General features: G+C 60.0%; 24 protein-coding genes. 11 read left to right on the forward strand and 13 right to left on the reverse strand.

Features of this window, described 5'->3' with window-relative positions; translation table 11 throughout:
* The first annotated feature begins 1 nt into the window (after position 1).
* Both JH25_RS13340 and JH25_RS13335 read left to right on the forward strand, forming a co-directional pair.
* Positions 2–940 (forward strand): MlaD family protein, encoded by a 939-nt coding sequence (locus JH25_RS13340; RefSeq protein ID WP_005783479.1) that lies wholly within the window; start codon positions 2–4, stop codon positions 938–940.
* On the forward strand, positions 937–1,548 hold the full coding sequence (locus tag JH25_RS13335; RefSeq protein WP_032878540.1) for an ABC-type transport auxiliary lipoprotein family protein: 612 nt from the start codon (positions 937–939) through the stop codon (positions 1,546–1,548). The genes JH25_RS13340 and JH25_RS13335 overlap by 4 nt, the downstream gene beginning before the upstream one ends.
* Before the next feature lie 92 nt (positions 1,549–1,640).
* Here the strand turns inward: JH25_RS13335 and JH25_RS13330 are convergent, their stop codons facing one another.
* The 5 genes from JH25_RS13330 to JH25_RS13310 all read right to left on the reverse strand — a co-directional run bounded on the left by JH25_RS13330 (position 1,641) and on the right by JH25_RS13310 (position 6,068).
* Positions 1,641–2,870 carry a nucleoside recognition domain-containing protein gene (locus tag JH25_RS13330; RefSeq protein ID WP_005783476.1) on the reverse strand — a complete coding sequence of 410 codons (1,230 nt, stop codon included), beginning with the start codon at positions 2,868–2,870 and terminating at the stop codon, positions 1,641–1,643.
* Positions 2,871–2,969: 99 nt separating this feature from the next.
* Complete coding sequence (gene gltP / locus JH25_RS13325) at positions 2,970–4,301, reverse strand: glutamate/aspartate:proton symporter GltP (RefSeq protein WP_005783475.1); 1,332 nt, start codon at positions 4,299–4,301, stop codon at positions 2,970–2,972.
* Between the two features lie 769 nt (positions 4,302–5,070).
* Positions 5,071–5,538, reverse strand: coding sequence for an inhibitor of vertebrate lysozyme family protein (locus JH25_RS13320; protein WP_032878541.1), 468 nt, complete (start codon positions 5,536–5,538; stop codon positions 5,071–5,073).
* A gap of 2 nt (positions 5,539–5,540) precedes the next feature.
* The gene (locus tag JH25_RS28110; RefSeq protein ID WP_003187386.1) at positions 5,541–5,705 is read right to left on the reverse strand and encodes a DUF1328 domain-containing protein; all 165 of its coding nucleotides are present in this window, start codon (positions 5,703–5,705) and stop codon (positions 5,541–5,543) included.
* A 78-nt stretch (positions 5,706–5,783) separates the two neighbouring features.
* Positions 5,784–6,068 (reverse strand): hypothetical protein, encoded by a 285-nt coding sequence (locus JH25_RS13310; protein WP_032881167.1) that lies wholly within the window; start codon positions 6,066–6,068, stop codon positions 5,784–5,786.
* Between the two features lie 392 nt (positions 6,069–6,460).
* On the opposite strand from JH25_RS13310, the gene algB reads away from it, so the two are divergent.
* A complete protein-coding gene (gene algB / locus JH25_RS13305; RefSeq protein WP_032878543.1) occupies positions 6,461–7,807 on the forward strand; it encodes a sigma-54-dependent response regulator transcription factor AlgB in 1,347 nt (448 codons plus the stop codon).
* Between the two features lie 10 nt (positions 7,808–7,817).
* Positions 7,818–9,605, forward strand: coding sequence for an ATP-binding protein (locus JH25_RS13300; protein WP_032878545.1), 1,788 nt, complete (start codon positions 7,818–7,820; stop codon positions 9,603–9,605).
* 65 nt (positions 9,606–9,670) lie between these two features.
* Here the strand turns inward: JH25_RS13300 and JH25_RS13295 are convergent, their stop codons facing one another.
* The 6 genes from JH25_RS13295 to JH25_RS13270 all read right to left on the reverse strand — a co-directional run bounded on the left by JH25_RS13295 (position 9,671) and on the right by JH25_RS13270 (position 15,151).
* Positions 9,671–10,447 (reverse strand): N-acetylmuramoyl-L-alanine amidase, encoded by a 777-nt coding sequence (locus JH25_RS13295; protein WP_032878546.1) that lies wholly within the window; start codon positions 10,445–10,447, stop codon positions 9,671–9,673.
* A gap of 88 nt (positions 10,448–10,535) precedes the next feature.
* A complete protein-coding gene (locus tag JH25_RS13290) occupies positions 10,536–12,581 on the reverse strand; it encodes a GGDEF domain-containing protein (RefSeq protein ID WP_032878547.1) in 2,046 nt (681 codons plus the stop codon).
* A complete protein-coding gene (locus JH25_RS13285) occupies positions 12,578–13,456 on the reverse strand; it encodes an endonuclease/exonuclease/phosphatase family protein (protein ID WP_005783460.1) in 879 nt (292 codons plus the stop codon). Before JH25_RS13285 ends, JH25_RS13290 begins: the two co-directional genes overlap by 4 nt.
* A 10-nt stretch (positions 13,457–13,466) precedes the next feature.
* Positions 13,467–14,102: a thiol:disulfide interchange protein DsbA gene (gene dsbA, locus JH25_RS13280; RefSeq protein WP_032878548.1), complete on the reverse strand. Its 636-nt coding sequence runs from the start codon at positions 14,100–14,102 to the stop codon at positions 13,467–13,469.
* 167 nt (positions 14,103–14,269) lie between these two features.
* Positions 14,270–14,896, reverse strand: coding sequence for a c-type cytochrome (locus JH25_RS13275; protein WP_032878549.1), 627 nt, complete (start codon positions 14,894–14,896; stop codon positions 14,270–14,272).
* 33 nt (positions 14,897–14,929) lie between these two features.
* The gene (locus tag JH25_RS13270; protein ID WP_032878550.1) at positions 14,930–15,151 is read right to left on the reverse strand and encodes a cytochrome; all 222 of its coding nucleotides are present in this window, start codon (positions 15,149–15,151) and stop codon (positions 14,930–14,932) included.
* 192 nt (positions 15,152–15,343) lie between these two features.
* Between JH25_RS13270 and yihA the strand changes: the two genes are divergently transcribed.
* A complete protein-coding gene (gene yihA / locus JH25_RS13265) occupies positions 15,344–15,985 on the forward strand; it encodes a ribosome biogenesis GTP-binding protein YihA/YsxC (RefSeq protein WP_005783451.1) in 642 nt (213 codons plus the stop codon).
* Between the two features lie 268 nt (positions 15,986–16,253).
* Here the strand turns inward: yihA and polA are convergent, their stop codons facing one another.
* On the reverse strand, positions 16,254–19,049 hold the full coding sequence (polA, locus tag JH25_RS13260) for a DNA polymerase I (protein WP_032878551.1): 2,796 nt from the start codon (positions 19,047–19,049) through the stop codon (positions 16,254–16,256).
* 74 nt (positions 19,050–19,123) lie between these two features.
* Here polA and JH25_RS13255 point away from each other — a divergent pair, with 74 nt between their 5' ends.
* Entirely contained in the window at positions 19,124–19,414 is a 291-nt protein-coding gene (locus tag JH25_RS13255) for a DUF2782 domain-containing protein (protein ID WP_032878552.1), read from the forward strand.
* A gap of 55 nt (positions 19,415–19,469) precedes the next feature.
* On the forward strand, positions 19,470–20,423 hold the full coding sequence (locus JH25_RS13250; protein ID WP_032878553.1) for a homoserine kinase: 954 nt from the start codon (positions 19,470–19,472) through the stop codon (positions 20,421–20,423).
* 112 nt (positions 20,424–20,535) lie between these two features.
* Here JH25_RS13250 and JH25_RS13245 read toward each other — a convergent pair whose 3' ends face one another.
* Complete coding sequence (locus JH25_RS13245; protein ID WP_032878554.1) at positions 20,536–21,465, reverse strand: zinc ABC transporter substrate-binding protein ZnuA; 930 nt, start codon at positions 21,463–21,465, stop codon at positions 20,536–20,538.
* A 58-nt stretch (positions 21,466–21,523) separates the two neighbouring features.
* Between JH25_RS13245 and zur the strand changes: the two genes are divergently transcribed.
* The 4 genes from zur to JH25_RS13225 are packed head-to-tail and all read left to right on the forward strand — an operon-like array spanning position 21,524 to position 24,314.
* Positions 21,524–22,006: a zinc uptake transcriptional repressor Zur gene (zur, locus tag JH25_RS13240; RefSeq protein ID WP_005783442.1), complete on the forward strand. Its 483-nt coding sequence runs from the start codon at positions 21,524–21,526 to the stop codon at positions 22,004–22,006.
* On the forward strand, positions 22,006–22,776 hold the full coding sequence (znuC, locus tag JH25_RS13235) for a zinc ABC transporter ATP-binding protein ZnuC (protein ID WP_032878555.1): 771 nt from the start codon (positions 22,006–22,008) through the stop codon (positions 22,774–22,776). The genes zur and znuC overlap by 1 nt, the downstream gene beginning before the upstream one ends.
* Positions 22,769–23,557 (forward strand): zinc ABC transporter permease subunit ZnuB, encoded by a 789-nt coding sequence (gene znuB / locus JH25_RS13230; protein WP_032878556.1) that lies wholly within the window; start codon positions 22,769–22,771, stop codon positions 23,555–23,557. The genes znuC and znuB overlap by 8 nt, the downstream gene beginning before the upstream one ends.
* A gap of 37 nt (positions 23,558–23,594) precedes the next feature.
* The gene (locus tag JH25_RS13225) at positions 23,595–24,314 is read left to right on the forward strand and encodes a PA5502 family lipoprotein (RefSeq protein ID WP_032878557.1); all 720 of its coding nucleotides are present in this window, start codon (positions 23,595–23,597) and stop codon (positions 24,312–24,314) included.
* Positions 24,315–24,377 lie beyond the last annotated feature (63 nt).

Raw genomic sequence — 24,377 nt, forward strand, 5'->3', positions numbered from 1 at the left:
CATGGAAACCCGAGCCCATCATGTGATGATCGGACTGTTCAGCGTAATTGTGGTGGTCGGCGCTATGCTCTTCGGCCTATGGCTGGCCAAATCCAGCGTCGACAGCGCCTTCCAGGATTACGAAGTGATCTTCAACGAAGCGGTCAGCGGCCTGTCCCAAGGCAGTGCGGTGCAGTACAGCGGGATCAAGGTAGGCGACGTCACCAGCCTGCGCCTGGACCCCAAAGACCCGCGTCGCGTCCTCGCCCGCATCCGCCTGGCCGGGCAGACGCCGATCAAGGAAGACACCCAGGCCAAGCTGGCGCTGACCGGCATCACCGGCACCTCGATCATCCAGCTCAGCGGCGGCACCCCGCAGAGCCCGGAACTCAAGGGCAAGAACGGCAACCTGCCGGAAATCATCGCCTCGCCATCGCCCATCGCGCGCCTGCTCAATAACAGCAACGACCTGATGACCAGCGTCAACCTGCTGCTGCACAACGCCAACCACATGTTCTCCCGGGAAAACGTCGAACGCTTGAGCAACACCCTGGATAACCTGCAACAAACCACCGGTGCCATCGCCGAGCAACGCGGCGACATCAAGGTGGTAATGCAGCAATTGATGCAGGTGAGCAAACAGGCGGGTGCCGCGCTGGAACAAACCACCGTGTTGATGCGCAGCGCCAATGGCCTGCTCAACGAGCAAGGCAAGCAAGCCTTCGGCAGCGCCGAGCAGGCGATGAAATCCCTGGAACAAAGCACCGCCACCATCAACAGCTTGCTGACCAACAACCAGGACTCGGTGAACAGCGGTATGCAGGGCCTCAACGAACTGGCGCCAGCGGTGCGTGAGCTGCGTGAAACCCTCGGTTCGCTGCGCGCCATCTCCCGTCGCCTGGAAGCCAACCCCAGCGGTTACCTGCTGGGCAGTGACAAGAATAAGGAGTTCACGCCATGAAGCGTGCTTACCTGATGATCGCCCCTGTGGCCCTGGCACTGCTCAGCGCCTGCTCGATTCTGCCCAAGCCTGACCCGTCAGACGTGTACCGCCTGGTGTCCACCCAACCAACCACCCAAGGCACGCCGGTGAGTTGGTCGCTGCGCGTAGCCAAACCCCAGACCAGCGAGTTTCTCGACAGTCCACGCATTGCCGTGGTGCCTGACGGCAACCTGATCAGCAGCTATGCGAACTCACGCTGGAGCGACCCGGCGCCGGTACTCTTACGCAACCGCCTGCTGGACGGCTTCCAACGCGATGGACGGGTAACGCTGCTGAGTACTGACGAGACCAACCTGCAAGCCGACTATGAGTTGGGCGGGCAGTTGCAGGCGTTTCAAAGTGAATACCGGGGTGACGCGGTGGAGGTGGTGATTCGCCTGGATGCGCGTTTGGTGCGCGGCAGCGATCAGCGGATTATTGCCAGCCGGCGGTTTGAGGTAAGGCAGCCGGTGGGTGATACCAAGGTGCCGGCGGTGGTGGCAGCCTTTGGAAAGGTGGGGGATCAGTTGAACAAGCAGGTGGTGGATTGGGTGGTGCAGCAAGGCAAGGCTTCCTCTAAACGCTGACAGCCTCATCGGGGGCAAGCCCCCTCCCACACTTGATCTGCGAATGCATTCAAAATGTGGGAGGGGGCTTGCCCCCGATAGCAATCTAAGGCTTAACCGAAGAACCAGTAGCACACCGCAATAGCCGCCACGACACCGGCAAACTCCGCCAGCAACGCACAGCCCACCGCATGTCGTGCGCGCTGGATGCCCACCGAACCAAAGTACACCGCCAACACATAGAAAGTGGTCTCAGTACTGCCCTGTATTGTCGCCGCCACCAAGGCCGGGAAGCTGTCCACACCCTGGGTCTGCATGGTCTCGATCAGCATCGCCCGTGCCGCACTGCCGGAGAAAGGCTTGACCATCGCAGTCGGTAGCGCGTCGACAAACCGCGTATCCATGCCCGTCCAGGCCACCACATGGCGAATCCCTTCCAGGCCGAAGTCCAACGCCCCCGAGGCCCGCAACACGCCCACCGCACACAGCATCGCCACAAGGTAGGGCAACAGGTTCTTGGCCACGTCGAAGCCTTCCTTGGCCCCTTCGACGAAGGCCTCGTACACCTTGACCTTGCGCAACGCGCCAATCACCAGAAACAGCATGATCAGGCCAAACAACGTGAGGTTGCCCAGGATCGAGGATAAACCGGCCAGCGCCGTGGCCGAGAGTGTCGCCAGCAGCGCCATGAAGCCGCCCAGCACCAACGCGCCAGGAATCAGATAAGCCAGCACCACCGGGTCCCACAACCGCAGGCGTTGCATCACCGCCACCGACAGCAGGCCCACCAGGGTCGATGCGCTGGTGGCCAGCAGGATCGGCAGGAACACCAGCGTCGGGTCGGCGGCGCCTTGCTGGGCGCGGTACATGAAGATGGTCACCGGCAACAGGGTCAGCGAGGACGCATTGAGCACCAGGAACAGGATCTGCGCGTTGCTCGCCGTGTTGGGGATGGGGTTGAGTTCCTGCAAGGCCTTCATGGCTTTCAGGCCGATGGGCGTGGCGGCGTTGTCCAGGCCCAAACCGTTGGCGGCGAAGTTGAGGGTGATCAGGCCGATGGCAGGGTGACCGGCAGGCACTTCCGGCATCAGCCTTCGAAACAACGGGCCGAGCGCCTTGGCCAGCCAATCGACGATCCCGGCTTTTTCAGCGATGCGCAAAAAGCCCAGCCACAAGGTCAGGGTGCCGAACAGCAGCACCATGACTTCCACCGACAATTTGGCCATGGCGAAAATGCTTTCGACCATCGCCGCAAAAATCCCGGCGTTACCGCCCACCAGCCATTGCGCCAGTGCTGACACCATTGCCACGACAAAGAAGCCAAGCCACAGGCCATTTAGCATCAGTTGAATCCCCCCGAAAGATGGGGCGAATGATAACGGGGCTGACAGAAACGACAAACCCCGGAATTATCCGGGGTTCGTGTCAGCGCAATCGTGCTATCAGCCGCGAGTAGTCTCGCCGGCTGGCAACGCTTCCTTGCTGCGCCAGTGCGGCAGGGAGTTCCAGTAGCGCTCGCCCTTGGCGTCGTCGTACATGCCTTCCCAACGGGAGATGACCAATACGGCCAAGGCATTGCCGATCACGTTCAGTGCGGTACGCGCCATGTCCATCACACGGTCGACACCGGCGATAAACGCCAAGCCTTCCAGCGGGATGCCCACGCTGCCCAGGGTAGCCAGCAACACTACAAAGGACACACCCGGCACGCCGGCGATACCTTTGGAGGTAACCATCAGGGTCAGAACCAGCATCAGTTGCTGGCCGATCGACAGGTCAATGCCATACAGCTGGGCAATAAAGATTGCCGCGATGCTCTGGTACAGGGTCGAACCGTCGAGGTTGAACGAATAACCGGTCGGCACCACGAAGCTGCAGATCGCCTTCGGCGCGCCGTAGGCTTCCATCTTCTCGATCACCCGGGGCAGCACAGTTTCGGAACTGGCGGTGGAGTAAGCCAGTACCAGCTCATCCTTGAAGATGCGCATCACTTTCAGGATCGAGAAGCCAAACAGACGGGCGATCAGGCCCAATACCGCGAAGGCGAAGAACAGAATGGCGACGTAAACCAGGATCACCAGCTTGGCCAGCGGCAGCAAGGAGGCAAAGCCGAAGTTGGCGACGGTCACCGCGATCAGGGCAAACACGCCGATAGGGGCGTACTTCATGATCATGTGAGTGACTTTGAACATGCTCTCGGACACGCCCTGGAACATCGTCACCAGCGGCTCGCGCAGCTCAGGCTTGAGGCTCGACAAGCCCAGGCCGAACAGCACCGAGAAGAAGATGATCGGCAGCATTTCACCACGGGCAACCGCCGCGAAGATGTTCGATGGGATCAGGTTGAGGATGGTTTCGATGAACGCATGTTCATGCTGCACCTCGGCGGCGGTGGCCTGGTACTTGGAGATGTCGACGGTACCCAGGGTACTCATGTCGATGCCGGCGCCCGGGTGGAACAGGTTGGCCAGCAGCAGGCCAACCACGATGGCGATGGTAGTGACCACTTCGAAGTAAAGGATGGTTTTGACGCCGATGCGACCGAGCTTTTTCGCGTCGCCCACACCGGCAATGCCGACGATCAGCGAGGAAATCACAATCGGGATCACGATCATCTTGATCAGGCGGATAAAGATATCGCCTGCCGGCTGCAATACATTGCTGATCCACCAGGCCTTTTCAGCACTGAAATGGTTGAGCACTGCACCGATTGCGATCCCCAGTACCAAACCGATGAGGATCTGCCAGGCGAGGCTTAGCTTTGCCTTCTTCATGTCATTACCCTTACTTCAAGTGGACTTATGGCAAATGCGCCAGCTGCAACGCTCGAAAGCGAAAAAGTGTGTGCATCAGCCTCCATGGAAGGTCACCGCAGCGTGGCCGAAATGGCTTACTGGTAGGCGAAAAAAGGCGCAACTATTCCCATGCAAGGGAGCGACGTCTAATGCCGTAAACGCCTACCCTATGCCGAATCGGCATGGCTTTTTTTGAAAATAATTGTCCAAACGGTCAGTTCGAATACGCCATTCAGGCGGGTGAATATGCCGTGAGGCGGCCAAATCAGGCTCGCTCAGTGATACTGAACGACTTGCAACGTTTGGCAGAAATGCGTGAGAAATCCATCACCTAGCACCGGAAATGTCCTATGGCGCGTCTGAAAATTTCTCGATAGATGGTCGCGTCGACATACCCGGTAATGGTTGGCGAGAGGCAAAAAGCAAAATTGCGACTATGAGAGGCATAAAGCGAGAGCCATAAAGCGAGAGCCATGAAGCGAGAGCCATGAAGCGAGAGCCAAGCGCGGGCATGAGAGTCATAAGCCCGCCGCAAGTTCAGCAAGCTTGAGGACTTGTGAACTTGCGTCGCAGCTTTTCCCCTGACCCGGCCCTTTCGCAGGCACTCCCTGTGCCCGTAGGTCACGCCGATCTTGATCGATCAGAGCAACCCGGCCCCCTGGTCATGCACCACCCTTGGCGAGTGATGCAAACAGAAAGAAGCGCAGGGGCTTCTTTCTATGGACGCTGGCTCCGTCTCAGACGGAACCTAGTACCAATTCGGATCTTTCTTCAGTTGTTCCATCAACAGCTTTTGCATGCCTTCATCCGGCGTACCGAGGAAACGGTAATCGGCATGCCGTGTCGGGGACTTGTCGGCCGGCAAACCGGCTGGGACTTCCACCAACATCGCGTAGGCATCTTCCTTATCGAAACTGAAGGCCACGATCAAACGCTTGCTCCGGCAGGTATCCGCGGTTTCACACAGCGGCCCGACCAAGTACTTGTCGCCATCTTCCTCGACAGCGTTCATTTGCTCAGCGGTGCCGGACAGGTTCATCACCCATTCCGGCAGACGCTCTTCTTTCTTCACCACGCCTTGCCAGGTTTCACGGTATTGCGGATCCGAATTGAGCAATTCGTTCGCCCGGGATTGCCCGTCATTGGCGGCCATCGCCAGACCGCTGCCGCCCAGTAGCAGGGCGGCAGCCAAGGCTTTAAACGGCAGAGTGGTCATATTCAACCTCGGCCTTTACGACCAAAGAAGAACGAAGCAATGAACATCACCAGGAAGACGACAAACAGGATCTTGGCGATGCCGGTGGCGGTGCCAGCGATACCACCGAAGCCCAGGACTGCAGCGACAATGGCGATGATCAGAAATGTGATTGCCCAACTCAACATGGTGATTCTCCTTATGCTTCTATAGGGGTAACAGCGGTAGTGCCGTGCAGTCGCTCAACACAAGCGACTTGTTCTTGCCTAGAACACCCAGCGCTCTTGAGCAGGCAGTTCATCCAGGGTGGAATCCTGATCGACCAAGCTCAATTGCGGGGCAGTTACATTAGCGCTGGCGCTGCCAATGGAACGGAAATGGTTCTGGGTCATCACCGGACGCTCAAATTGCGGGGCTGGCTGCTCACTCTGCTGCCAGTGCTGCATCTGCTGGCCGGCAATCAACGTGACCATCAAGGCCAGGCTGGCAAACAGGCCCTGCTGCATACGCAGCGGCGATACACGCAATTGGCTGAGGCTTTGGCGAGTCATGCTGCTGTTCTCCCGCATTCTGATTATTCGTTCATGACACTCTTGGGAGGGATATTGCAGACTGCGTGCCAGCTTTATTGCAAAATAAAACACAATAAAATCAATAGGTTATGTGACATGAAAGGATGTTGCACCCAGCATCCTGCACGATGCCTCTTTAGATGCCGTGCGAAATGCACGATGGCCAGTGGTCGGGTCAGGGGATCGAAAGCGCACGCTCAGTTGCCGAAGTCGCGATAACGCACAAAAAGGCTATCAGCCGGCGCTTTGTAGGAAGGCGTGTAGATACCTACACGAAGATGCCTTTTATGAATCAGAATAAACCATGCAACTTGCCCGATTATTCCGGGACTAAACACCATCTTATTTAATAGTTAAGGAGCGCGGGACAGATGGATTCAGCCAAGGAGCTTCAAGGCCGCATTCTTTTAGTGGATGACGAATCCGCAATCCTCCGCACGTTCCGTTATTGCCTGGAAGACGAGGGCTACACCGTTGCCACCGCCAACAGCGCCGCCCAGGCCGATGCCCTGATGCAGCGCCAGGTGTTTGACCTGTGCTTTCTGGACTTGCGCCTGGGCGAGGACAACGGCCTGGATGTACTCGCGCAGATGCGTATCCAGGCTCCGTGGATGCGTGTGGTGATCGTCACGGCCCACTCCGCCGTGGATACCGCCGTGGACGCAATCCAGGCCGGTGCCGCCGACTACCTGGTCAAACCTTGCAGTCCGGACCAATTGCGCCTGGCCACCGCCAAGCAACTGGAAGTACGCCAGCTCTCTGCGCGACTGGAGGCCCTGGAAGGCGCAGTGCGCCAGCCCAAGGATGGCCTCGACTCTCACAGCCCGTCGATGATGGTAGTACTGGAAACTGCGCGCCAAGTGGCCGGGACCGATGCAAACATCTTGATCCTTGGCGAGTCCGGCACCGGTAAAGGTGAGCTGGCCCGTGCCATTCACGGCTGGAGCAAACGCTCCAAGAAGTCTTGCGTGACCATCAACTGCCCGTCACTGACCGCCGAGCTGATGGAGAGCGAACTGTTCGGCCATAGTCGCGGCGCGTTCACCGGCGCCAGTGAAAGCACCTTGGGACGCGTTAACCAGGCTGACGGCGGCACGTTGTTTCTCGACGAGATCGGCGATTTTCCCCTCACGTTGCAACCAAAGCTGCTGCGCTTCATTCAGGATAAGGAATATGAGCGTGTGGGCGACCCAGTCACTCGCCGCGCCGACGTGCGCATCCTCGCCGCCACCAACCTGAACCTGGAAGACATGGTGCGCGACGGCCGCTTCCGGGAAGACTTGCTGTACCGCCTCAATGTCATCACCCTGCACCTGCCGCCGCTGCGCGAACGCAGTGAAGACATCCTTACCCTGGCTGACCGCTTCCTGGCACGCTTCGTCAAGGAATACGCCCGCCCCGCGCGCGGATTCAGTGATCAGGCCCGTGAAGCGCTGCTCAACTATCGCTGGCCCGGCAACATTCGCGAGCTGCGTAACGTAGTGGAGCGCGCCAGCATCATCTGCCCTCAGGAGAAGGTAGAGATCAGCCATTTGGGGATGGCTGAGCAACCGACCAACAACGCGCCCCGTATCGGCGCGGCGTTGAGCCTGGACGAACTGGAAAAAGCCCACATCGGCGCCGTGCTCGCCACCAGTGACACGCTGGATCAAGCAGCCCGCACCCTCGGCATCGACGCGTCGACCCTGTACCGCAAACGCAAACAGTACAACCTGTGAGCAGGACCTTATGAAGCTCGCGATGAAACTGCGCACTCGGTTATTTCTGAGCATTTCAGCGCTGATCACCGTGGCCTTGCTGGGATTGATCCTGGGCCTGGTCAGCGTCATGCAAATGGCCAAGACCCAGGAATCGCTGATTCGCAGTAACTTCATCACCCTGGATCTGGGACTCAAATTGCGTCAGAGCCTGGGCGACCAGCTGATCATGATGCTGGAGAAACGACCCGACCCTGAGGCCCTGAGGGCCTCCAAGCAGCATTATTTCGACCTGCTGGACCAAGGCGTTGCCCATGAGCAGTCGATCGGTAAAAGCCATGGCTTTGGCCAGGCCCGCTCCGACTACCAGAACCTGCTCGAAGCGTTCGACCAATCCCAGCAGGAAACACCGCCGCCGGGCAGCAAGGAAAAAATCACTGAAACCTTCAACATACTGCGCAACGGACTGATTGCCGATCACAAGCAGGCACTGGAGAACATCAGCGCCAGCGAGCACAAGTCCCGTGAGCGCGCGTTATTGATTGCAGGGCTGCTCGGGTTGGTGGGCCTCGCAGTGTTGATCATTGGCTTTGTCACGGCCCATGGCATCGCGCGGCGTTTTGGCGGACCGATCGAGGCACTGGCCAAAGCCGCCGACAAGATCGGACAGGGCGATTTTGAAGTGACGCTGCCTATCTCCTCAGCAGCGGAAATGAATCAGCTGACCCGCCGTTTCGGCATCATGGCCGAAGCATTGCGCCAGCATCAGGCCACCAATGTCGATGAACTGCTGGCCGGCCAACAGCGCCTGCAAGCCGTGCTCGACAGTATTGATGACGGCCTGCTGATGATTGATCGGCAGGGCTGCCTGGAGCACCTCAACCCGGTAGCCCAGCGCCAACTGGGCTGGGACCAAGAGCGCCTAGGTCAGGGCCTGGGCGAAGCCCTGGGTCGTGCAGAAATGGATGAACAACTGCAACTGGTGCTGCGCGGCGGCAACCTGGAGCGGGCGCCGGATGATCTGGAAGTAGAGGTCGAGGGCGAACTGCGCCTGCTGACCTACAGCCTGACCCCTGTGAGCCATACACAGGGTCATATTCTGGGGGCTGTGATGGTGCTGCATGACGTTACCGAACAGCGCGCCTTCGAACGAGTGCGTAGCGAGTTCGTGTTACGCGCCTCTCATGAGCTGCGCACGCCGGTGACAGGCATGCACATGGCCTTCGGCCTGTTTCGCGAGCGAGCCAAGTTCCCGGCCGACTCCCGTGAAGCGGACCTGCTGGATACGGTCAACGAAGAAATGCAGCGCCTGATGCAGTTGATCAACGACTTGCTCAACTTCTCGCGCTACCAGAACGGCCTGCAAAAACTCACCCTGGGGGCCTGCGATGTGACCGATCTGTTGGAACACGCACGGGCGCGATTTGCCGAGCCCGCCAATGCGCAGCACATTGAGTTGCTGGTGGAAGCTCAGCCGGAGTTGCCGCGACTGTATGCCGACCAGGTGCAACTGGAGCGCGTACTCGACAATTTGCTCGGCAACGCGTTGCGCCACACCGCCGAAGGCGGGCAGATTCGCCTGCAGGCACGGCGTCATGGCGAGCGTGTGATTATCAGCGTTGAAGACAACGGCGAAGGTATTGCCTATGGCCAGCAAGGGCGGATCTTCGAGCCCTTTGTGCAGGTGGGTCGCAAGAAAGGCGGCGCAGGCCTGGGGCTGGCCCTGTGCAAGGAGATCGTGCAGTTGCACGGCGGCCGCATGGGCGTGTATTCACGACCAGGGCAGGGTACGCAGTTCTATATGGCATTACCGTTGTAAAAAAACAGCGCTCTGTGGCGAGCAAGCTCCCTCGCCACAGCAAGCTCGCTCCTACATCTACACAATCAGCGCTGGTTCAAGGCCCGCAGGATCGCAGCACTTTCAGCATCCGGAGTGCCATCAAACAATGAAGGGCGGAAGCGCATCTGGAAGGCGGCGATCACGTGCCGCGTGGCCACATCCAGCTCCCCGGTCTGCGGCGTCTGATAGCCCAGGCGAGCGAGTTCTTCCTGGAACCAGGTGACGCTCGGCAGCTGAGCGCCGTACTGCACCTGGAATCGTGCCACGGCCTGTGCATCCGGCCAGACGGCCAGACCTTCTGCGGCCAGACGCTTCCAGGGGAACAGCGGCCCCGGGTCCAGCTTGCGCAGTGGGGCAATGTCGCTATGCCCGATGATGTTCTTGGGGTCGATGCCGTTACGCTTGCTGATGTCCTTGAGCAGCACGATCAGCGACTGCACCTGCGCTTCGGAATACGGGTACCACACACGCCCTGTCGGCGTATCACGGAACCCAGGGTTGACGATCTCGATGCCGATGGAGCTGGAATTGAGCCAGGTGCGCCCCATCCACTCGCTTTCCCCCGCGTGCCAGGCACGCTGGCTTTCATCCACCAGCTTGTAGATGGTGCCTGAGGCGTCGTCGCCGATCAGGTAATGGCTGCTCACCTGGCCATGGGTCAGCAATGCCAGCGAGCGCTCAAGGTTGGTAGAGGTGTAATGCACGACAACAAACTGCACGCGGTTGTCGTGGTTCACCGAAGGGTGGCTGGTATTCAGCCGCGGGCCGCTGGCGCAACCGGCGAGCAGGAGAAACACAAAAGCAATAGACAAGGATTTCATGGCAGGAGCAGTACACTGAGAGACGATAATGCAACAGTGTAACGTAACGTAATTAGCCCGGCGGTCAAATTACAAAATGGAACATCTTTTATGCCACCTGCACTTGATTGCGTCCCGCTGCCTTGGCCCTGTAAAGCGCTTCATCGGCTCGCTTGAGGGCCAAGTCGCTGCGCTCGCCAGGTTGAAACTGCGCTACGCCCATGGACACCGTGATCGTCACCGGCTCGCCCTTGAAGTGGAACGGGCATGCCTCGATGGCCGCGCGCAATACTTGAGCGACAGCCAAGGCATCCGCCAAGGCTGAGTCGGGCATCAGCAGCACAAACTCCTCACCGCCGAAACGCGCGATGAAGTCGGTGGGCCGCAGGCGCTTGCTCAGCACGTTGGCGATGATCTTGAGCACCTTGTCACCCGCCAGATGACCGTAGCCATCATTGATGCGCTTGAAATGATCCAGGTCGAGCATCGCCAGCGACAGGCTGTTGCCGCGTTGATGCCAGGCGTTGACCTCGTGATCAAGGCGTTCGCTCCACGCTGCCCGGTTGGGCAGGCCGGTTAGCGGATCGAGCAAGGCCTTCTGGCGCTGTACTTCCAGGTGCTCACGGTAGCCCTGGGCTTCCTGCTCCATGTTGGCCACCCGCTCAGCCAGGGTTTTGAGGCGCGCCGCCACTTCCTGCTCACGTTGGTCACGCTGCTGCTGATGCTCGTCCATGGTCCCGAGCAAGCCTTCGAGATGGCTTTCGAGTACCTGCTTGAGGCTGCTCAGATCGGCGGCTTCCTGCACGCTGCTTTGCAACCCGTCGACCTGTTCACGAATCTGCGTATCCAGCTCCCGCGCGGCCAGGCTGCTATCGGCGTGGCCCTCGCTGGCAACCTGCAGGTGGCCCTGAAATGCCTCAAGGCGCTCGTTGAGTTGCTTGAGATAAGCCTCGAACTCATGCTGGCCACTGTCGGTGATCGCCAGCATCAGCACCGCCAGGTCATCCAGGATCGGGATCAGCTCGTACCAATTCAAGCCGTGGGCAAGCCGCTCGCGCATGGCTTCGGCCTGGGGCCGGTGACGTTCAGGCAGGGACAGATCTTCCAACAGGCCCAGTAACGTATCTTCAATGTGCTTGGCCACCGAGCTGTAGGACGGCTCAGGCGAGTCGGGCAGGGCGTATATCCCATCGGGCTGCAGTTCGTCGGGCTCGGGAACTTCCAGCACAGGGGGGAGAGACAGGCTACCTATGCTGGTTTGATCCGGCGCGTCGACTTCAACCTGCGGCGCTTCAATAAAGGCGGCGAGCGCGCTTTCAGGGGCTGGCTCTTCTATCGGCGGCTCAGGGGCCTGCACAGGTGAAGCAATCGGGGCTGCAGAAGGCGGTGCCTCGAATGCGAAGGTGTCGCGAGCCGCTTCCACCGGGGCCGGCGCTACCAGTTCCGATGCGGGAGCGAGCGGCGTTTGTGGTTGCGGTGCAAAGGCACGCAAGGCCTGGGTCAACTCTTCGGACTGTACGGGCTCCTGCGGCTCGGGCGAAGGTGGCGGCGCAGCGGGCTTTGACGGCGCCACCTGCGCGGTGGGCAGTGGCGCAGCGTCAACCTGCGGCGCTTCACTCGATGCCTCCTTACTGCCAAACAGGCGCTGCAGCAGCCCAGGACCCGCGCGTGAGGCTTCGCTTTCAGGCTCCAGATTATTCAGCGCCTGCCCTTGCAGGCTGCTTAGCTCACTGAGCAACAGCGGTATCTCCCGCGCCTGGCCGACGCGGCTATCGAGCTGTTTGGCAAAGGCCTTCAGCGGGCGGGCCACCTCGCGGGGCAACGCAAGCTTTTGCAGCTGGGCAACCAGGGCCGTGAGTGCGGTGCTGATCTGGTCAACCCGGGTTTCGCGGCGCTGCTCGGAATCCAGCACAGCCTTTTCCAGGCGCGGCAACAGCGCTGCGAGGGCTGCGTCCATGTCGTCCGTGCGCACTACATCACGCATTTCTTTCATGCATTGATCAACAGCGCGGTCAGTCCCTTCAGCCGCCAGCGTGCTGCGCACCAGGCCGCGGCGCAGCAGGTCGAGGCGGGCGGCCCAGCGGCGTTCGAGCTTGTCTTGTTGCTCGATGCTCTTGAGGTATTTCTCTTTCCAGCGCTGGGCGTCGTCGCTCATGCAAGAGGTCCGCGAGGGCCTGGGCTCAACGCGGGTAATGCATCAGCGGTAAGCGAACCCGGCAGACGAATCTCTACCGCGACGGGCAGGTGATCGGAAATGGGCTGCGCCAGCACTCGCACACTTTCCAGTGTAAGGCTCGGGCTGAGCAGGATGTGGTCAAGGCAGCGCTGCGGGCGCCAGCTGGGAAATGTGGCTTCGACTTGCGGGGCCAACAGGCCCAGGTCGCGCAGCGGGGAATTCTGCAACAGGTCGTTGGCATGGGTGTTCATGTCCCCCATCAACACCTGGTGCTTGTAGTTACCAATCAGGTCACGCACATAGGCAAGCTGCAGGTTGCGGGTACGTCCGCCGAGTGCCAGGTGCATCATCACCACCACCAAGGCTTCAGGACCTTCACCGAAACGCACGAGGATCGCACCGCGGCCTTTCGGACCCGGCAGCGGGTGATCCTCGATGGCGGTCGGCTTCAAGCGGCTGAGCACACCATTACTGTGCTGTGCCAGGCGCCCCAGGTTGCGGTTGAGCTGCTGATACCAGTACGGAAACGCGCCGAGCTGGGCAAGATGCTCCACCTGGTTGATGTAGCCCGAGCGCAGGCTACCGCCGTCAGCCTCCTGCAAGGCGACCAGGTCGAAGTCGCTGAGCAGGTCGCCGATCTTCTGCAGGTTACCGGTACGCCCCTTGTGCGGTAGAACGTGCTGCCAGCCACGGGTGAGGTAGTGCCGGTATTTCTCGGTACTGTTGCCCACCTGAATGTTGAAGCTGAGCAGGCGCAAGCGGCTGTCTGCCGGCAGGCCCGTGGCTTGCAGGTGGTGTTCGTTGACCTGCGGCTCGTGCAGGCCAACGACGCGTTCGGTACCCCAACGGCGCATGGCGGGCCCCTTACTTGGCTGCGCGTTCTTTAGCGATCAGTTGGTCGGCAACATTGAGGACCGCTTCAGGACCACCGGCAGTGCCCAGGTCGAAACGATACTTGCCGTTGACGATCAGGGTTGGAACGCCTTGCACACCGTACTTCTGCGCGAGCTCCTTGGCCTGCTTGATCTGGCCCTGGATGGCGAAGGAATTGAAAGTGGCCATGAACTTGTCCTTGTCCACGCCCTGGGTGGCGACGAAGTCAGCCATTTCGTCCGGCTTGGTCAGGCGCTTGCCCTGCTTCTGGATCGCTTCGAAAACAGCGTTGTGTACTTTGTGTTCCACGCCCATGGCTTCGAGCGTCAGGAACAGTTGGCCGTGGGCATCCCATGGGCCACCAAACATGGCGGGAAGGCGACGGAAGTTAACGTCCTTGGGCAGCTTTTCAACCCATGGGTTGATGGTCGGCTCAAAAGCGTAGCAATGCGGGCAGCCATACCAGAACAGCTCCACCACTTCGATTTTGCCGGGTACCGACACCGGTACAGGGTTAGCCAATTCAACGTAGGTTTTACCGGCTTCAAGCGGCACATCGGCTGCTTGCGCGGTCATGCCGAAGAGGCTGGCAGTGACGAGAGCGGCGCTGAGGATCAGATTACGCATGCTTTACTCCTGGACAAATAAAGTCGCCTCACGCGACCTTTGTTGTGACAGGTCTACGCGGGCATGAGTTCGTTAGTGTAACGGCAGCGGCCACAAAAAAGGGCGGCCTGAGCCACCCTTTTATGCTTGCATCGCGGGATTAATCGAGTGTTAACGTTGCGTGCAACTTAATGCAGGCCCTGGATGTAACTGGAGACGGCTGCAATGTCTTCGTCACTCAGCTTGCGAGCGATGGTGCGCATGATTGCGGCGTCGCCATCATTCGCTCGTCCGGCCTCTTCCTTACGGAAATCGGTCAGCTGTTTGGCGATATAGGTAGCATGCTGGCCACTCAGGTGCGGGAAGCCAGCGGCGGCGATGCCAGCGCCATTTGGCGAGTGGCAACCGGTGCAGGCAGGCAAGCCTTTTTCCAGGTCACCGCCACGGAACAGCTTTTCTCCGCGAGCGACCAATTTAGGATCAGCAGCTCCCACACTGCCTTTCTGGCTGGCAAAATACGCCGCGAGGTCCGCCAGGTCCTGATCGTTGAGATTGGTCAGCATGCCGGTCATTTCCAGCACTGTGCGCTTGCCGTCCTTGATGTCGTGCATCTGCTTGCTCAGGTAACGTTCACCCTGGCCGGCCAGTTTGGGGAAGTTCGGCGCCGGGCTGTTGCCATCCGGCCCGTGGCAGGCACCACATACGGCGGCTTTCGCTTGACCGGCAGTGGCATCACCTTTGACGGGGCCCTCTGCAGCGACGGCAGCGCCTGTGATGCCCAAGGTCAACAGCAGACTCACGATCAGTTTGTTCATCAGCTAATCCAACTACGGCTAAGGGTTTAAGAGTTATCTACCGGGTTTACTCACCGCCAACTCAATGACGGCCTGGTAATCCTCAGTACTGCAGTCCATGCACAAACCACGCGGCGGCATTGCCTTGAAACCCTGGGTCACGCGCTGCATCAGCATGACCACGCAAACTCGGTTGTACAGCGCTTGTGGATCCTGTGTAGCCTGAGCGCCGTAAAGCGGGTTCAGGACACCAAAAGCGGCAACCATTGAGGCCATACATCGACCTTTTCAGGGTTTGAGAGCGTTTTGCGTTCTAATGCGCAATAAAGGTCTTTCGCTCCCGTGAACTTCATCCTTCGCTGGGACAAAGCACACACAAAATCTGCGGCATTATATACTGGCGCTACTGAAACGGAAACGACACCGCTTGCCGCACCCTTTTTCGGCACCGCCCACATCGGAAATCTCATGCAACTCAAGAATCCCATCCTCGGCCTGTGCCAACAGTCCACGTTCATGCTCAGCGCCGCCAAAGTGGACCAATGCCCCGATGACGAGGGCTTTGAAGTCGCCTTTGCCGGCCGCTCCAACGCTGGCAAATCCAGCGCACTGAACACCCTGACCCACGCCAGCCTGGCGCGCACCTCGAAAACCCCGGGTCGCACGCAACTGCTCAATTTCTTCAAGCTAGACGATGATCGGCGTCTGGTCGACCTGCCGGGCTACGGTTATGCAAAAGTACCTATCCCGCTGAAGCTGCACTGGCAGCGTCACCTTGAGGCTTACCTGGGTGGCCGGGAGAGTTTGAAGGGTCTGATTCTGATGATGGACATCCGCCATCCGATGACTGACTTCGACCTGCTGATGCTCGACTGGGCCGTCGCCAGCGGCATGCCGATGCACATCCTGCTGACCAAGGCCGACAAGCTCACCTACGGCGCAGCCAAGAACACGCTGCTCAAAGTGCAGTCCGACATCCGTAAAGGCTGGGGCGATACGATCACTATCCAGCTGTTCTCGGCGCCGAAGCGCATGGGCCTGGAAGAGGCTTACACGGTGCTGGCCGGCTGGATGGAATTGGCGGACAAAGGCGCAGAAGCTACCGAGTAACTTTTCTGCGGGCAAAAAAAACCCCGGACTTCGTATGGGGAGGGAAGTTCGGGGTCCAAGTTCCGGACCGCTAGGGCGGGGTCCAGATATCTGCCAACACTTAACACAACATAGGAGCATTGAAGGGCTTCACCACCCATTCAGTAACTCTGAGTGGCAGTTCACAGGTTAAGTTCCGGCAGCTCCAAAAAACTATTGGAAATAACTGACGGCGATTTGCGCTCTAAAGCACTGCGCCAGCACCCTCGGTGTTGGCGCAGCTCTGCAATCAGTGCGCTTGGTCCCAGTTATCGCCCACGCCCACATCCACCACCAACGGTACGTCCAGCTGGGCTGCAGCACTCATATGTTCGCGAATCTTCTCGCTGACTTGTGGGACCAGGTCCTCACGTACCTCCAGCACCAATTCGTCGTGCACTTGCAGGATTACCTTGGCATCCAGGCCCGACTCGGTCAGCCAGTTATCCACCTGCACCATGGCTTTCTTGATGATATCCGCCGCCGTGCCCTGCATGGGCGCGTTAATGGCTGTGCGCTCTGCCGCAGCGCGCTCCTGAGGCTTGTTGGAGTTGATATCCGGCAAGTACAGGCGCCGCCCGAAGAAGGTTTCCACATAGCCTTGGTCCGCTGCCTGGGCACGCGTGCGCTCCATGTATTCGCGAACACCTGGATAGCGGGCGAAGTACACATCGATGTAAGCCTTGGCGGTCTTGGTATCGACGCCGATGTCCTTGCCAAGCTTCTGGGCTCCCATGCCGTAGATCAGGCCGAAGTTGATTGCTTTGGCACTGCGGCGCTGGTTGGACGTGACTTCAGCCAGCTCAACCTTGAATACCTCGGCAGCCGTGGCGGTGTGCACGTCCAGATCGTTTCGGAAGGCGTTCATCAGCCCTTCGTCCTTGGACAGGTGCGCCATGATCCGCAGCTCGATCTGGGAATAGTCCGCCGCCAGCAGCTTGTAGCCCTTGGGCGCGACAAACGCCTGGCGAATCCGCCGCCCTTCGGCGGTGCGCACCGGGATGTTCTGCAGGTTCGGGTCGCTGGAGGACAAGCGCCCGGTTGCCGCTACCGCCTGATGGTAAGACGTATGAATGCGCCCGGTGCGAGGGTTGATCTGCTCCGGAAGGCGGTCGGTGTAGGTACTTTTGAGCTTGCTCATGCTGCGGTACTGCATCAGCACCTTGGGCAACGGAAAATCATCTTCGGCCAGTTTGGCCAGCACTTCTTCGGCGGTGGAAGCCTGCCCCTTGCCGGTCTTTTTCAACACCGGCATCCCCAGCTTCTCGTAGAGAATCGCCCCAAGCTGCTTGGGTGAACCGAGGTTGAATTCTTCACCGGCGATCTCGAAGGCCTGGCGCTCCAGCTCGACCATCTTGTTACCCAGCTCGATGCTCTGGATGCCCAGCAGCTCCTTGTCCACCAATGCGCCCTGGCGCTCGATACGTGCCAGTACCGGCACCAACGGCATCTCGATATCCGTCAGCACACTGGCCAGGCTCGGGATCGCGGCCAGCTTTGCGTGCAGCTCCTGATGCAGGCGCAAGGTCACATCGGCATCTTCGGCTGCGTAAGGGCCTGCCTGTTCAAGGGCAATCTGGTCGAACGTCAGCTGCTTGGCGCCTTTGCCGGCAATGTCCTGGAAGCTGACCGTGTCGTGGTCCAGGTACTTCTTCGCCAGGCTGTCCATGTCATGGCGGGTCGCCGTGGAGTTCAGCACGTAGGATTCGAGCATGGTGTCGAAGGCGATGCCACGCACAGTGATGCCCTGTGCAGGGTCGCCACCGATGGCGCAGTTGGCGAGGATGTTCATATCGAACTTGGCGTGCTGGCCAACCTTGAGTTTGGTCGGGTCTTCCAGCAGCGGTTTCAAGGCCAGCAACACGGTGTCCCGATCCAATTGATCCGGCGCGCCGATATAGGAATGGGTCAGCGGGATGTAGGCGGCTTCATGGGGCTGCACAGCAAACGAGACCCCAACCAATTGCGCCTGTTGAGCGTCAATGCCGGTGGTTTCGGTATCAAAGGCAAACAACGGCGCATCGTTGAGTTTTTTCAGCCACACGTCGAAGGTGGCCTGGTCCAGGACGGTGGTGTAAACCGCCTCTACCGGTACCGATATAACGGCCTCGACCGGCGTTTCGGCGGCAGGTGCAACCTCGCTCGCCGACTTGAGCTCCACACGCTTGGCATCGCGCTGGATCTCGTCGTACCAGCTCTTGAACTCAAGCAGCGTGTACAGCTCCAGCAGCTTTTCGCGATCCGGCTCGATCAGGTGCAGGTCATCCAGGCCCACGTCCAGTGGCACATCGATCTTGATCGTCGCCAACTGATAGGACAGGAATGCCATCTCCTTGTGCTCTTCAAGCTTGGCTGGCAGGGTTTTGGCCCCGCGGATAGGCAGCGTCGGCACAATATCCAGCTGCTCATAAAGCTCTTTGAGGCCGCCATTCACTCCCACCAACAAGCCCGAGGCGGTCTTCGGCCCAATACCCGGGACGCCTGGGATGTTGTCGGACGAATCGCCCATCAACGCCAGATAGTCGATGATCTGCTCGGGAGCGACGCCGAATTTCTCCTTTACGCCCTCAACGTCCATCGAGCTACCGGTCATGGTGTTGACCAAGGTAATGTGCCCGTCCACCAGCTGTGCCATGTCTTTATCGCCGGTCGAAATCACCACCGGGCGGCTGGCGGCCGCGCCGCTGCGCGCCAGGGTGCCGATCACGTCGTCAGCCTCGACGCCTTCGACGCACAGCAACGGGAAGCCCAGGGCGATCACGCTTTGATGGAGCGGCTCGATTTGCAGGCGCATGTCATCGGGCATACTCGGGCGGTTGGCCTTGTACTCGGCGTACATCTCATCGCGAAAGGTCCCACCCTTGGCGTCGAACACCACCGCGAACGGGCTGTCCGGGTACTGCTTGCGCAGGCTTTTGAGCATGTTCAACACGCCCTTGACCGCACCGGTCGGCAGGCCTTTGGAGGTGGTCAGCGGTGGCAGCGCGTGGAAGGCGCGGTACAGATAAGAAGAACCGTCCACCAGGACGAGGGGCGCTTGGCTCATGAGCAGGATCAACCTTTTCGGCGGGTCAGGCGCTAGAATAGCCGGACCAATGAAAACAAAGGGACAAGGTTATCATGCGTACATTCAATCGCCTGCTGTTGACCGGTTTGATTGCACTCGCTCCGATGGCTGCCATGGCGGCAGACGATGCCCCTTCGGCAGACCCGGAAGTTACCATTCGCACGGAAGGCGACAAGACTATTCAGGAGTACCGCCAGAACGGCTTCCTGTACGCAGTCAAGATCACAAAAAAAGGCTTTCCACCGTATTTCCTGGTGCGCGCGGACGGAACCGATGCGAACTTCATCCGCTCTGACCAGCCGGATATGCTGATCCCGTCATGGAAGATCTTCGAATGGAAATGATTTCTTAATTTTAACCGGCGCTGCTAAGCCAGCGCCCGTAACGGCAGTTTTAACCATGTCTGTGTTCACCCCCCTGGCTCGGCCCGAGCTGGAAACCTTTCTCGCCCCTTATGGGCTCGGCCGCCTGCTTGATTTCCAGGGGATTGCCGCTGGCAGCGAAAACACCAATTTCTTTATCAGCCTGGAGCAGGGTGAGTTTGTCCTGACCCTGGTTGAGCGCGGCCCCGTGGCAGAAATGCCGTTCTTCATCGAACTGCTCGACGTGCTCCACGACGCCGACCTGCCGGTGCCGTACGCCTTGCGTACCACCGACGGTATCGCTTTGCGCGAACTCAAGGGCAAACCCGCCTTGCTGCAACCGCGCCTGGCCGGCAAGCACATCAAGGACGCCAACGCCCAACATTGCGCCCAGGTCGGCGACCTGCTCGGCCACCTGCACTTGGCGACTCAGGGCGAAAAAGTGCTGGAGCGCAAGACCGACCGCGGGCTGGACTGGATGCTCAGTGAGGGCGCGCAGCTGATTTCACACCTCAACGACGCACAGCAGCGCCTGCTGCAGGACACATTGAGCGAGATCGAAACCCACAAAGCTGACATCCTCGGCCTGCCACGGGCCAACGTTCACGCCGATCTGTTTCGCGACAATGCGATGTTCGAAGGCACACACCTTACGGGCTTGATCGACTTCTACAACGCCTGCTCGGGGCCGATGCTCTACGACGTGGCGATTGCCTTGAATGACTGGTGTTCGGATGCCGATGGCGTGCTTGATGGGCAACGAGCGCGGGCGCTGCTGGGAGCCTACGCGGGGCTGCGACCGTTCACCGCGAAGGAGGCCGAGCTATGGCCGACCCTGCTGCGTGTGGCGTGCGTGCGTTTCTGGCTGTCACGACTGATCGCCGCGGAGTCGTTTGCCGGCCAGGATGTTCTCATTCACGACCCCGCTGAGTTCGAGCACCGTCTGGCGCAACGCCAGCAGGTCAGTGTCCACCTGCCGTTCGCGCTCTAAAAGGCCTACTCGGTCAAAAAAATGTGGGAGCTGGCTTGCCTGCGATAGCGGTGTCGACTGACACGCCGCCATCGCGGGCAAGCCAGCTCCCACATTGGTTATGCGGCGATGGTTAAAGCGACTCCAGACAGCCAGCCAAATCATTACCTAGCTTCTCCAGGACCTGCTCATAACCCTGAGCGGTAGCCGGGGTATAGCCACCCAACGCATCCAGCTCCGCCAACTTCACCGGCAACCCGGCAACCAGCGTCTCGGCCAATCGCGGCCGCAACGGCGGCTCGCTGAACACGCAGGTCTTGCCCACCTCCTGCAAGCGCGTGCGCATCGCCGCTACATGCTGGGCACCTGGCTGCACTTCGGCGGCCACGCTGAATACGCCGGTGTGCTTGAGGCCGTAAGCCTCTTCGAAGTAGTCAAACGCCTCATGGAATACGAAGTAAGGCTTGCCATCGACGCTCGCCAGTCGCTTTTTCAAGCGCGCATCCAACGCATCCAGGCGCTCACCAAAAGCTTTGGCGTTGCTCTGATAACGCTCGGCGTTTGCAGGATCAGCCGCACTGAGGTCCGCAGCCATGCGCGTGGCGATTACCCGCGCGTTCACCGTTGACAACCATAAATGCGCATCGACGCTGCCAGGTCGATGATCATGGTCATGCTCGTCGGCATCGTCGGCGTGGGAATGGCTATCTTCGCCGAAAATACGTAATTTCATCCCTGGCAGGTCCTGCACCGCCACGGTATTTGCCGTACGGCCTTTCAACACGCGCGGCAAAAAGGTTTCCATGTCCGGTCCGATCCAATACAACAGGTCCACCGACTGCACGCGCCGTACGTCGGATGGGCGCAATGCGAAGTTATGCGGCGACGCACCCGGCGGCAGCAATACCTCCGGAACCGCCACACCGTCCTGCACCGCCGCGGCAATCAGCTGCAACGGCTTGATGCTGGTCAGCACCTTCACATCGGCCTGAGCGGCACCCGCAACGAAAAAACTGGTGACAAATACGACAAAAACGGGAAAAAGTCGGGACACGATGACCACTCAATGGCGTAGGAACGGGTAACATAATAACGTCTCTATCAAATATCTGTCGCCGCTCATGCCTAAAACACCGCTTGCCAGCCGTCCCCACGACCACTCTCACTGCGTGCACACCGCATTGTCAGAGGCCGATACCCTGTGCGCACAAAAAGGCTTGCGCCTGACCGCCTTGCGTCGCCGGGTGCTGGAGTTGGTGTGGCAGAGCCACAAACCGCTGGGCGCGTACGACATTCTTGGCGTACTCAGCGAACAGGACGGCCGCCGCGCTGCACCACCTACCGTGTACCGCGCACTGGATTTCCTGCTGGAAAATGGCCTGGTTCACCGTATCGCCTCGCTCAACGCGTTTGTCGGCTGCAACCACCCGGAGCACGCGCATCAGGGCCAGTTCCTGATCTGTCGCGAGTGCCACGCGGCCATCGAGCTTGAACAAAAAAGCATCAGTGACGCCATTATCCAAAGCTCTGCCGACGTCGGCTTCAAGGTCGAGGGGCAAACGGTTGAAGTGGTCGGCCTGTGCGCGGGCTGCCAGGGGGCTTGATGAGCAACGCGTTGATCCGTCTGGAGCAGGTCGGCGTCACGTTCGCCGGACAGAACGTGCTGGAAAACATCGCGCTGAGCGTGGAGCCGGGGCAAATCGTCACGTTGATCGGCCCCAATGGCGCAGGCAAGACCACCTTGGTGCGCGCCGTGCTTGGCCTGCTCAAACCCGACAGCGGCAGTGTATGGCGCAAGCCCAAACTGCGCGTGGGCTATATGCCGCAAAAACTGCATGTGGACCCGACCCTGCCGCTGTCCGTATTGCGCTTCCTGCGCCTGGTGCCCGGTGTCGACCGCGCCCGTGCACAGGTCGCGCTCAAGGAAGTCGGCGCCGAGCAGGTGATCGACAGCCCGGTACAAAGCATCTCCGGCGGCGAAATGCAGCGCGTGCTGCTGGCCCGCGCCTTGTTGCGCGAGCCAGAGTTGCTGGTGCTCGATGAGCCCGTACAAGGCGTCGACGTCGCCGGCCAGGCCGAGTTGTACAGCCTGATCACCCGCCTGCGCGACCGCCATGGCTGCGGCGTGCTGATGGTCTCCCATGATCTGCACCTGGTGATGAGCACCACCGACCAGGTGGTCTGCCTCAACCGCCATGTGTGCTGCTCCGGCCACCCGGAACAGGTCAGTGGCGACCCGGCGTTCGTGGAACTGTTCGGCAAAAACGCCCAGAGCCTGGCGATCTACCACCATCATCACGACCACGCCCATGACCTGCATGGTGCCGTTGTCGATACTCCCCACGTTCATGGAGATAGCTGCAAGCATGGCTGATTTTCTGCTCTACGCCCTGCTGGCAGGCTTGGCTCTGGCACTGGTGGCGGGCCCGCTGGGCTCGTTTGTGGTCTGGCGGCGCATGGCCTATTTCGGTGACACCTTGTCCCATGCGGCGTTGCTGGGCGTGGCCATGGGCTTTCTGCTGGACGTGAGCCCGACCATCGCCGTAACCGTGGGCTGCCTGCTGCTGGCGGTACTGCTGGTGACCTTGCAACAACGCCAGCCGCTGGCCTCCGACACCCTGCTGGGCATCCTCGCGCCAAGCACCCTGTCCCTGGGCCTGGTGGTATTGAGCTTCATGCATGAAGTGCGCATCGACCTGATGGCCTACCTGTTCGGCGACCTGCTGGCGATCAGCCCGACTGATCTGGCCTGGATCCTCGGCGGCAGCGCTGGCGTACTGGTGTTGTTGGTGGCCTTGTGGCGCCCGATGCTGGCGATCACCGTGCATGAAGAACTCGCCCGGGTTGAAGGCTTGCCCGTCGCAGGGCTGCGCATGGCCCTGATGTTGCTCATCGCCGTGGTGATCGCTGTCGCGATGAAGATAGTCGGCGTATTGTTGATCACGTCGCTGCTGATCATTCCCGCCGCCGCCGCCCAGCGTCATGCCCGCTCACCGGAGCAGATGGCAATCGGCGCCAGCCTCCTGGGAATGTGTGCAGTGTGCGGGGGCCTGGCGCTGTCCTGGTTCAAGGACACGCCAGCCGGGCCGTCGATTGTGGTTACGGCGGCCGCCCTGTTTCTGCTGAGTTTTGTCCTGCCCCGTCGAGGGGTGTAGACTTGCTCGCTTTTTGCGCAAATAGAGAGTCGCAGGAATGAAGCCGTTCACCTCCCGTTATCTGCTCCTTGCCGCATTTTCCCTGCTGCTGGGTGCCTGTCAAAGCACGCCGCCCGCTGCCCCCGAGGCCCCGGACTCACGCGCTGTGGCCATCGCGCAGCTGGAGCAAAACCTGGCCAGCAGCGAACTGGCAACCGCCGAAGACCAACTTGCGGCGTTGCAGGCCCAGTCCCCCAACGATCCCGCACTTGAGGCCTATCAGCGTCAACTGGCCGAAGCCTACCTGCAGCGCAGCCAGATCGTGCTGCAAAAAGGCGATGTCAACGCCGCCGCCACCGCCCTGAGCCGGGCCCGCGCGCTGATGCCAAAAGCCCCGGCACTGACCGGTGGCGTCAACAGCGCTATCAGCCATGCGCGCAAGGCCGAGCTGGATCAGGCAGAAGCCGCGTTGAAAGCCGCCGAAGCCAAGCCTGCGGCCAAGGTCATCGACCCCGCAGCGCCGAGCACCACCGTGGCGCTGAACCTCGCGGATGTCGAAGACATGCGTCATCAGTTGGACGCCATCGCCACCGACGTGGTGAATTACCAGTGCGATGTCAGCATCCAGGTGCCACGCACCCAGGATTACCCGTGGCTGGCCACATTGCTGACCAAACGGGTGAAACGAATTGATTCGGGGTATGACCTGAAGATTCACCGACAGATCCTGAAACACATTCCGGCGCAGGTTGTGCTGATTCCGCGCAAGGCGGACTAAAAGCATCGCAGGCAAGCCAGCTCCCACATTTGAAGGGTGAACACATTCAAGTGTGGGAGCTGG

Origin of the sequence: Pseudomonas sp. BRG-100 (assembly GCF_000737955.1) — a bacterium.
Lineage (GTDB): Bacteria > Pseudomonadota > Gammaproteobacteria > Pseudomonadales > Pseudomonadaceae > Aquipseudomonas > Aquipseudomonas synxantha_A.

Coding starts and splice junctions, on each gene's coding strand:
- JH25_RS13285 (WP_005783460.1), bottom strand. CDS start 13,456: ATGCGCCGTTGGGGTACCGAACGCGTCGTTGGCCTGCACGAGCCGCAG.
- JH25_RS28110 (WP_003187386.1), bottom strand. CDS start 5,705: ATGTTGAGTTGGGCAATCACATTTCTGATCATCGCCATTGTCGCTGCA.
- JH25_RS13320 (WP_032878541.1), bottom strand. CDS start 5,538: ATGACCACTCTGCCGTTTAAAGCCTTGGCTGCCGCCCTGCTACTGGGC.
- algB (WP_032878543.1), top strand. CDS start 6,461: ATGGATTCAGCCAAGGAGCTTCAAGGCCGCATTCTTTTAGTGGATGAC.
- JH25_RS13310 (WP_032881167.1), bottom strand. CDS start 6,068: ATGACTCGCCAAAGCCTCAGCCAATTGCGTGTATCGCCGCTGCGTATG.
- JH25_RS13270 (WP_032878550.1), bottom strand. CDS start 15,151: ATGGCCTCAATGGTTGCCGCTTTTGGTGTCCTGAACCCGCTTTACGGC.
- JH25_RS13225 (WP_032878557.1), top strand. CDS start 23,595: ATGAAGCCGTTCACCTCCCGTTATCTGCTCCTTGCCGCATTTTCCCTG.
- JH25_RS13295 (WP_032878546.1), bottom strand. CDS start 10,447: ATGAAATCCTTGTCTATTGCTTTTGTGTTTCTCCTGCTCGCCGGTTGC.
- JH25_RS13335 (WP_032878540.1), top strand. CDS start 937: ATGAAGCGTGCTTACCTGATGATCGCCCCTGTGGCCCTGGCACTGCTC.
- JH25_RS13290 (WP_032878547.1), bottom strand. CDS start 12,581: ATGAGCGACGACGCCCAGCGCTGGAAAGAGAAATACCTCAAGAGCATC.
- JH25_RS13340 (WP_005783479.1), top strand. CDS start 2: ATGGAAACCCGAGCCCATCATGTGATGATCGGACTGTTCAGCGTAATT.
- JH25_RS13275 (WP_032878549.1), bottom strand. CDS start 14,896: ATGAACAAACTGATCGTGAGTCTGCTGTTGACCTTGGGCATCACAGGC.
- znuB (WP_032878556.1), top strand. CDS start 22,769: ATGGCTGATTTTCTGCTCTACGCCCTGCTGGCAGGCTTGGCTCTGGCA.
- zur (WP_005783442.1), top strand. CDS start 21,524: ATGCCTAAAACACCGCTTGCCAGCCGTCCCCACGACCACTCTCACTGC.
- znuC (WP_032878555.1), top strand. CDS start 22,006: ATGAGCAACGCGTTGATCCGTCTGGAGCAGGTCGGCGTCACGTTCGCC.
- dsbA (WP_032878548.1), bottom strand. CDS start 14,102: ATGCGTAATCTGATCCTCAGCGCCGCTCTCGTCACTGCCAGCCTCTTC.
- polA (WP_032878551.1), bottom strand. CDS start 19,049: ATGAGCCAAGCGCCCCTCGTCCTGGTGGACGGTTCTTCTTATCTGTAC.
- gltP (WP_005783475.1), bottom strand. CDS start 4,301: ATGAAGAAGGCAAAGCTAAGCCTCGCCTGGCAGATCCTCATCGGTTTG.
- JH25_RS13250 (WP_032878553.1), top strand. CDS start 19,470: ATGTCTGTGTTCACCCCCCTGGCTCGGCCCGAGCTGGAAACCTTTCTC.
- JH25_RS13330 (WP_005783476.1), bottom strand. CDS start 2,870: ATGCTAAATGGCCTGTGGCTTGGCTTCTTTGTCGTGGCAATGGTGTCA.
- JH25_RS13255 (WP_032878552.1), top strand. CDS start 19,124: ATGCGTACATTCAATCGCCTGCTGTTGACCGGTTTGATTGCACTCGCT.
- yihA (WP_005783451.1), top strand. CDS start 15,344: ATGCAACTCAAGAATCCCATCCTCGGCCTGTGCCAACAGTCCACGTTC.
- JH25_RS13300 (WP_032878545.1), top strand. CDS start 7,818: ATGAAGCTCGCGATGAAACTGCGCACTCGGTTATTTCTGAGCATTTCA.